The organism is Corynebacterium sp. HMSC06C06, assembly GCF_001807295.1.
Classification (GTDB): domain Bacteria; phylum Actinomycetota; class Actinomycetes; order Mycobacteriales; family Mycobacteriaceae; genus Corynebacterium; species Corynebacterium striatum.
Map to the genome: position 1 here is coordinate 1 of NZ_KV788509.1, position 7,005 is coordinate 7,005.

General features: G+C 52.5%; 5 protein-coding genes. All 5 read right to left on the reverse strand.

Features of this window, described 5'->3' with window-relative positions; translation table 11 throughout:
• Window positions 1–368 precede the first annotated feature (368 nt).
• From HMPREF3153_RS09825 to HMPREF3153_RS09845, 5 genes are read right to left on the reverse strand one after another with little or no spacing between them, the layout of a single operon-like run.
• Window positions 369–2,141, reverse strand: coding sequence for an ABC transporter ATP-binding protein (locus HMPREF3153_RS09825; protein WP_070420717.1), 1,773 nt, complete (start codon window positions 2,139–2,141; stop codon window positions 369–371).
• Complete coding sequence (locus HMPREF3153_RS09830; protein WP_070420718.1) at window positions 2,134–3,882, reverse strand: ABC transporter ATP-binding protein; 1,749 nt, start codon at window positions 3,880–3,882, stop codon at window positions 2,134–2,136. Before HMPREF3153_RS09830 ends, HMPREF3153_RS09825 begins: the two co-directional genes overlap by 8 nt.
• 7 nt (window positions 3,883–3,889) lie before the next feature.
• Window positions 3,890–5,359 carry an ABC transporter ATP-binding protein gene (locus HMPREF3153_RS09835; RefSeq protein ID WP_012714930.1) on the reverse strand — a complete coding sequence of 490 codons (1,470 nt, stop codon included), beginning with the start codon at window positions 5,357–5,359 and terminating at the stop codon, window positions 3,890–3,892.
• Window positions 5,356–6,081 (reverse strand): energy-coupling factor transporter transmembrane component T family protein, encoded by a 726-nt coding sequence (locus tag HMPREF3153_RS09840; RefSeq protein ID WP_070420719.1) that lies wholly within the window; start codon window positions 6,079–6,081, stop codon window positions 5,356–5,358. The genes HMPREF3153_RS09835 and HMPREF3153_RS09840 overlap by 4 nt, the downstream gene beginning before the upstream one ends.
• Complete coding sequence (locus HMPREF3153_RS09845) at window positions 6,078–6,713, reverse strand: MptD family putative ECF transporter S component (RefSeq protein ID WP_070420720.1); 636 nt, start codon at window positions 6,711–6,713, stop codon at window positions 6,078–6,080. The genes HMPREF3153_RS09840 and HMPREF3153_RS09845 overlap by 4 nt, the downstream gene beginning before the upstream one ends.
• Window positions 6,714–7,005: the final 292 nt, after the last annotated feature.

The window sequence follows — 7,005 nt, forward strand, 5'->3', positions numbered from 1 at the left end:
GCAAATGCCTAGGAACAAAACTCGGGGCACTTCAGGTCGGACAAACTTGCACTGGCATCCACATTACTGTGAGACCTCATACCACCTGGGCTGGGTCAGGTTCCTATTAGCAGTTTGAGTATGTCACTGCCTTCGGCGGCATCACCCCCCGGATCATTTTCAGACAGGGACAGGAATAAGACATACCGAAGCCAGCGACTAGTTCCACTGTCCTTTCGAACGGAGGGAACGGACATAAACATAGCCCGCCCAATCGGGTGGACAGGCTATGAATCTTCGGCGCCCTGAGGTGGAACTGCTAACAACGTAATGGGGAGAGGGGGAGAGAAGGGTGTCCCCCGCAAACAATGCCGATCTCGGTGCCCGCGTTAATCGCGTCCCGAACTGATTTTCCACCCGCTTGCTGCTTTGCGTTGCTGCCAGAAGTGACGGTAGATACCGGGGACATCGGAAAGCTCAGAATGCGTGCCTAGCTGGCTGACTTGCCCGTGTTCATCCAAGACTACGATTTGATCAGCAGATTTGATTGTATCCAGCTTATGGGCGATGACAATAAAAGTAGATTGCTCCCGTAGCTCGTCCATCGCAGCAAGAATGTTTGCCTCATTTTCTGCATCGAGCGCGGAGGTAGCCTCATCAAAGAGTACAATCGGCGCTTGCTTGAGAAGCGCGCGAGCTACAGATACGCGCTGGCGTTCACCACCGGATAGAAGCCGCCCGCCTTCACCAACAGGAGTATGCCACCCTAGGCGGTTGGCAATAGAAGTCACGCCTGAAAGATCAGCTGCGCGGAAGACTTCCTCATCGGAGGCGTCGGGACGACCAACGCGGATATTAGCGATTAACGAGTCGTCGAAGAGGTAAACGTCCTGAAAGACCATGGACAGTCTGGACATTAACTGTTCGGTTCCAAGCTCGCGGATATCTACGCCGTCAACCATCACCGCCCCGGAATCTACATCCCAGAATCGCGAAATAAGGCGCGCAATTGTGGTCTTTCCGGAGCCAGAAGGACCGACAATGGCGGTAACGGTGCCTGGTCGAGCATGGAAAGTGACATCTACCAATACTGGTTTATCGCCGTATCCAAACGTGACATTACGCAGCTCTACATTTCCCGAACCATCGCCTAGGCGCGGAGTAGCGGGTTCTGGCAGGGAAGGGGCATCGGTGATGAGCTCAGTTTCTGTGAGCGCGATACGGCCGGCATCTAAACCGACGAAAGAAGAACCCAGCTGTTCAAGCGTGCGGGTAAACCTCAAGCTGATTCCGATGATCGCAATTGTTTCTAGTGGCGATAGGGCGCCTTCAACGGCAAGATCCGCGGAGACCATAATGAGAGCCACAATGAAGATCTGCACTACTATGCCGTTGAGTAGCAAAGCTAATGTGGATACCCATAGCTCGCGTATTCGTGCTTTATGGTCGATTTCTAGCGCTTGCTCTAGTGGCGCAAAAACTTGTGATTGTCCTGCCGCGCGCAGGGCTGGTTGACGGTTAGCAAATTCTACGATGCGCTGGGAGAGCTCTTTACTCGGCCCCAGTGCGCGGTTCGATGCTTTCTCACGAATCCATGCAGCCAACTGCATCACCACGAGCGCCAATGGTGCGATGATAAGAAGGACCAAGCCCAGCTTCGGGTTCCAGAAACACGCTCCTACTAACAAGGTGACAAGTGCCGCGCTATCGCGGTATATCGTTCCTTGAATATGCGCAATGGTCTCGGCCGCCACCATAAAGCGATCTGAAACGAGGCGAGATAGGCCGCCGGTATTAGCCGGTACGAACCAGCCGAGCGGTAGCGTTGCTAATTTATCGCCCACAGTCGTGTGCGCGGCTCGGATGAAATCCAAGGCCGTGTGGTAAGAGGCCATGGTTGCGAAAAATCGTAGCGCAAAAGCTACGAGCGCAATTGCCAAAAGCGTCCACATCCATGGTGCGATCGTCGTATCCCCATCGAGTGCCTTTGTAAGTGGCACGAGCGTGAGAACGGCGAGGCCATCAAGCACGCCAACGATAAGCGATAGACAAGCATACCTTTTATTGAGCTTATGGCCTACAGGACTTTGCAGCTTTTTGACACTGCGAGTGAGTAGCGGATCACGAAGACGCGAACTAACAGGCGTAGTGGCATTAGACATGAGAATTATCCTTCATAGGCTTGAGGCAGATTATTTGGTCTGCTCCTTGGATGGACTCCGGCTTGTGGGCGATGACTAAGACGGTCTTGCCTCTGACGAGTGTGGCTAGAGCTGCTTGAATTTCTGCTTCGCAGTCAGGATCAGTTGCCGCAGTAGCTTCATCCAGGATCAAGATTGGGGCATTGGTAATGATTGCCCGGGCAATAGAAATGCGTTGCTGTTGTCCACCGGATAAAGAGGTGTCCTCACCAACAACGGTGTCGAGCCCAGCCGGTAAAGCGCGAATATCAGCAGCTATGTGCGCAGCCTCTGCGGCTTGCCAGATCTCTTCATCGCGGGCTTCTGGGCGTGCAAGGCGAATGTTTTCCCGAATACTCATACGCAGTAAGTGAGGATCTTGTAAGACGAAAGCCACAGTGCGGTATAAACTGTCGAAAGTGAGATCACGGATATCCACGTTGTTGATAGTGATTGTGCCCGAATCTGGATCCTGGAAACGCGCCAGCATCGTTGCTGCTGTGGATTTGCCAGACCCGGAGGGGCCAATCAATGCCGTGACAGTGCCTGCATTTAGTTGCGCAGAAAAGTCTTGGAGGACTGGTGTGTCTGGGGCGTAGCTAAAGCTGACCTTATGGAACTCCACCTCCATGTCTTGACTACTGGCATCGAGTCTCTTTTGGCCTTCTTTCACATGGGAAATTGTCATGACTTCATCAAGGCGCAACGCCGCATTGCCAGCGAGCTGGTAAGACCACATCATTTGGCCGACGGTTTGAATCGTGCCTGGGAGCACCAGCGCAATTAACGTTGTTGCGATGACTTCAGCGACCGTGACATAGCCACCAGCTATCAGCAGGGAACCGACTCCTAGATTGATAAGGATGAGGACAGGAACCGCCACCACAGACTCTGAGATTGCGGAAACACGCAGAAGCGGACGTACCCACTCGTAATAGAATTCCGCGAATTTTTGGGCAGCTTCGCGATATCGAGCGTGGGCTTTGCCAACGGTGCCGAAAGCCTTGACGACGGAAATACCTTCGGAGAACTCCACCGCAGTCGCAGAGACCTCACCCAGATAATTATCCATTTCCGCAGTTTTTGTGCCCATATCTTTCATTGAATATGCTTGGATTGCTAGGAAAATGGGCACAGTGGCAATAGAAAGTAGACCAAGGCGCCAATCCAAGATAAAGGCATAAACCAGAAGCGCGAGGGGCGTAAAGATCGCGGCGACCTTCTCTACAGGAGCATGGGCTGTCAGGGTGTGCAGAGTTAACGTATCGTCCTCGACGGCTTTGCGGACTTTGCCGGAATTAGTCTGGCTAAACCACGAGAGTGGTGCTTTCGCAATAGCGGTAATAATTCGGCGCCGGTTAATCCCCACCAGCTTTGCATCAGCGAAGTGGGTGATTGCAAGGGCAAGGAAATAGAAGAATAGCTGGCCCAAAAATGCAGCAAGTAGCCATTTCACAATGGACGCGACGTCATCAGTTTTGCCGTCGATTAGAGCATTTCCCAGTGCCACCAACGCGACGTAGGGTGCTACGGCGAGTACCGAGGATATAAGCGCGAGAAACTGTGCGAAGTAGATGGTTGTTTGCACTGGGGCCAGTAGTTTTTTTAGAGCGACCTGGCCGGCTTTTAGTTTTGCGCGAGCCTCTTCTTCCGGTGACGCACCGTGTGATTCTGGTGCGTGGGTTCCGCTTGATTCTGTGGAACTTTGTTTTAGTTCAGACATCTCTTTCTCAATTCTTGTTGATGTCAGTCATATCGATGATTCTGGTGACTGATTCTTGGATGAATTCGTGGTCATGGGTGATGACGATGACCACTGCTCCGCTTGCTGCAAGAGATCGAAGTAGCGCCGAGATGGATTGCAGTTGGCGCCAGCCCACGCCAGAGGTAGGTTCATCGAAGATGTAGATCGCTGCTTGCTCGGCTTGGGCTGAAGCTATGGCTAAGCGTTGCCGTTGCCCACCGGACAGAGACTGCGGATGCCGTTGAGCCATTCCTGCCAGATCGAGGCGATGGAGAATCTCATTGACATCGATGTGGTCCCGCTTCTTCTTTGCCAGTCCGAGCGTGACTTCTTCTTCGGTGGTGGCTGCGAATAATTGGCGGCCAACATCTTGCATCACCATGTACGCGGCACGTCTGCGGGCAGCCGCTCCTACTCGTTTGCTGTTCAAACGGAGACTACCGCCGCGTTTGGGAGAAGCAAGACCACAAATGATCCTGGCGAGGGTGGTTTTTCCAGCGCCGTTGGGCCCGATTAAGGCGGTGACTTCGCCGCTGGGGAAAAATGCGTGGTCAATGTTTAATACCTCATGTGCGCCATAAGAAAAACAGATGTTGCTTAGCTCGAGTCCGCTCCGCTGGGGATCGGCGTTTTCGAGCGTGGGTGGTACCGGCACGCTCGCGGGCAGGGGAACATGGTGTAAGCTGCGTAGCCCCAATTGTTTGCGTTCGGGTTCGTCTAAGGCATAAAACTCCTGAGCGCGGAAACTCCGCGTTATTTTTCCCTGAGTCAAGTAAATAACTTGGTCAGCGATATCTTTTAAGAAAAAGAGACGGTGATCAGCGATAATGATCGTTGTGCCTAATTCCTTCAAGCGGTGTAGCACGCGTGCAAGAATATCGATGCTTTCCATGGAGAGATTGGACGTGGGTTCATCGAGAAGCACGAGACTGCCCGGGGACACAAGCGCGCATGCGCATGCCACGGTTTGTAACTGCCCACCGGATAATTCTTTGAATCGCCGGCCCCGAAGATCGTTAATGCCTAGTAGCTCGACCGCTGATTGAATTCTCGACTCAATTTCTTTGGGATCTACACCAAGGTTTTCTAGCCCGAAGGCCAATTCTGCATTGACGCTTTCAGTGAAAAATTGTGTCCTTGGATTCTGGAATACTGAGGCGCTGAACTCGATGGCTCGGGACAGCGGTTCTTCCGCAGGGGTAAAAGCCTGGTCATCCTTTATAATAGTGATGGTGCCTAGTAGCTCTCCTGGATTGAAATGGGGGATGAGTCCGTTGATCAACTTGAGTACCGTGGACTTTCCCGATCCGGAATCACCGGTAATCAGTAGACACTGTCCTGGAGAGACAGAAAAAGACACATCAGATACACCTTGAATGCCTGGCCGAGCTCCCAATGGATATGTAAAAGAAACGTTGTGGGCGTCTACACTGGTTGCGATACTGCGTTCGTTCATAAGTGGACCTCCGTGGGAAGCCAGACAGAGGCAACAACGAGGCCCAACCCAGCTAGTGCAGTTGCATCGACAAGCTTGAAGGAAAGATCGGCGGTGGTGGTTGGGCGTGCGGGTCCTCCCAATCCCCGGACAAGAGCAGAGGCAGCGAGCTCATCACCAGCGCGGACGACGGCACCTAATAAGGGGATGATCAACATCGCGGACGATTGTGTGGGCTGTGTGATCCAGCTTTTTACTCCAGGCTGGAGACCCCGAAGGATCATGGCATCGCGGATGGCTTTGGCTTCTGCCACGATGATCGGCAAAACGCGCAGGAATACCGCCGGTGGAATGGTGGCCCAGCCTGGTAAACGCAGGTCCCGCAGTGCTGAGGTCAACGTGGATGGTGTGAGAGTGAGCAAGCCGAATGCGCCGATGGACATGCTGATGACAAAACGGCTTAGCCACGAAAAAATTGCCGCTGAAAAAGCGAAAAATGTGGAGCCAGGAAGCTGTAATAGGCCCCAGTACCCTAGATAGGATAATGCAAAAGCGAACAGGCAAATAAGACCATAGTGTGGCTTTACTGTAGCTAGTGCGATGGAGCTGAAAGCGATAGAAATCAGCAGTGTCGGTAGGTGGCCGTGGCTGAGAGCTACCGCATTGATTACTAGAACAGAAAGCAGCACGGTCCGTGGATCGATCGAAGATCGACGAAGCACGCCCTGTTTTTGCAGGCTCACAGGAGACCAGCGCTTTCAAAGTGTTTGCGGCTGACGCGAACTCCGACCTTTCCTCCGATAAAGCCGACGATGAGCGCACAAATGGCCAGTACCCCAATGGTCCATGGCTGGAAGATATCCGACATGGCATCGGCATATTCTTGACCCATTTGGTCTGCGATATCGACGTAGTAGGAGTCCGTATCCAGAATTAGCGGGATAAAAGGCATAGAAATCCAGACACAGAAGACGCTGTAGGCAATAGGGAAGGATTTGGCAATACTGAGGTGGCTTTTTGTAATAATCAAATCCGCGATAAACCCTAGGATTATGCTTCCCAGCAGGGTCCAGAAGTAGTGTCCGGTGAGCATGAATGCTAGTCCGTTAATACCACCGACGAGGGTGAAAGCACCCATTTTGGGCGTGCGGGCGGCATAAAGCGCTAGCACGATTCCGTTTGCGATTGCCGCGATGAACCATCCAATAAACATGAATTGTGGTCCTGCGAATCCAATCATTCCGCTTACAAAGGTGATTACAAAGTAAAGTGCAGCAAAGATACCAGCGTTGATGAGATCTCTGGTGTTTAAACGTGCCGTCGCCCCACTGGATGAGCTTGTACTCCGTGCGGGCGTAGAGGACTGTTGGGTCATAGTAAACCTCGATTCATGAACGGCTGGAAAGGCAAGGCTTACCTAATACAGATAGTGCTGTGTATAAACTATTTCTAGTTTTGATCTGAAGATTCACCCTTAATGGGGGCGAATGTAGATAAGCGGACATCAAACCAGAGCACGACTACCGACTATGCACCGACAAAGTAAGCACCAACGGCAAGACAACCCTGCGATGGGGCGGTAAACTACGCCGCCTCTACATCGGCTGCCGATGGGGCGGGGAACCAATCACCATGGTTGAAGTGCCCCAGGTTTTGTTCCGTTTGAG

Bases quoted from the DNA above. Each gene is read 5' to 3' on its own strand.
- HMPREF3153_RS09825 (WP_070420717.1), bottom strand. From the start codon at position 2,141: ATGTCTAATGCCACTACGCCTGTTAGTTCGCGTCTTCGTGATCCGCTA.
- HMPREF3153_RS09830 (WP_070420718.1), bottom strand. From the start codon at position 3,882: ATGTCTGAACTAAAACAAAGTTCCACAGAATCAAGCGGAACCCACGCA.
- HMPREF3153_RS09835 (WP_012714930.1), bottom strand. From the start codon at position 5,359: ATGAACGAACGCAGTATCGCAACCAGTGTAGACGCCCACAACGTTTCT.
- HMPREF3153_RS09845 (WP_070420720.1), bottom strand. From the start codon at position 6,713: ATGACCCAACAGTCCTCTACGCCCGCACGGAGTACAAGCTCATCCAGT.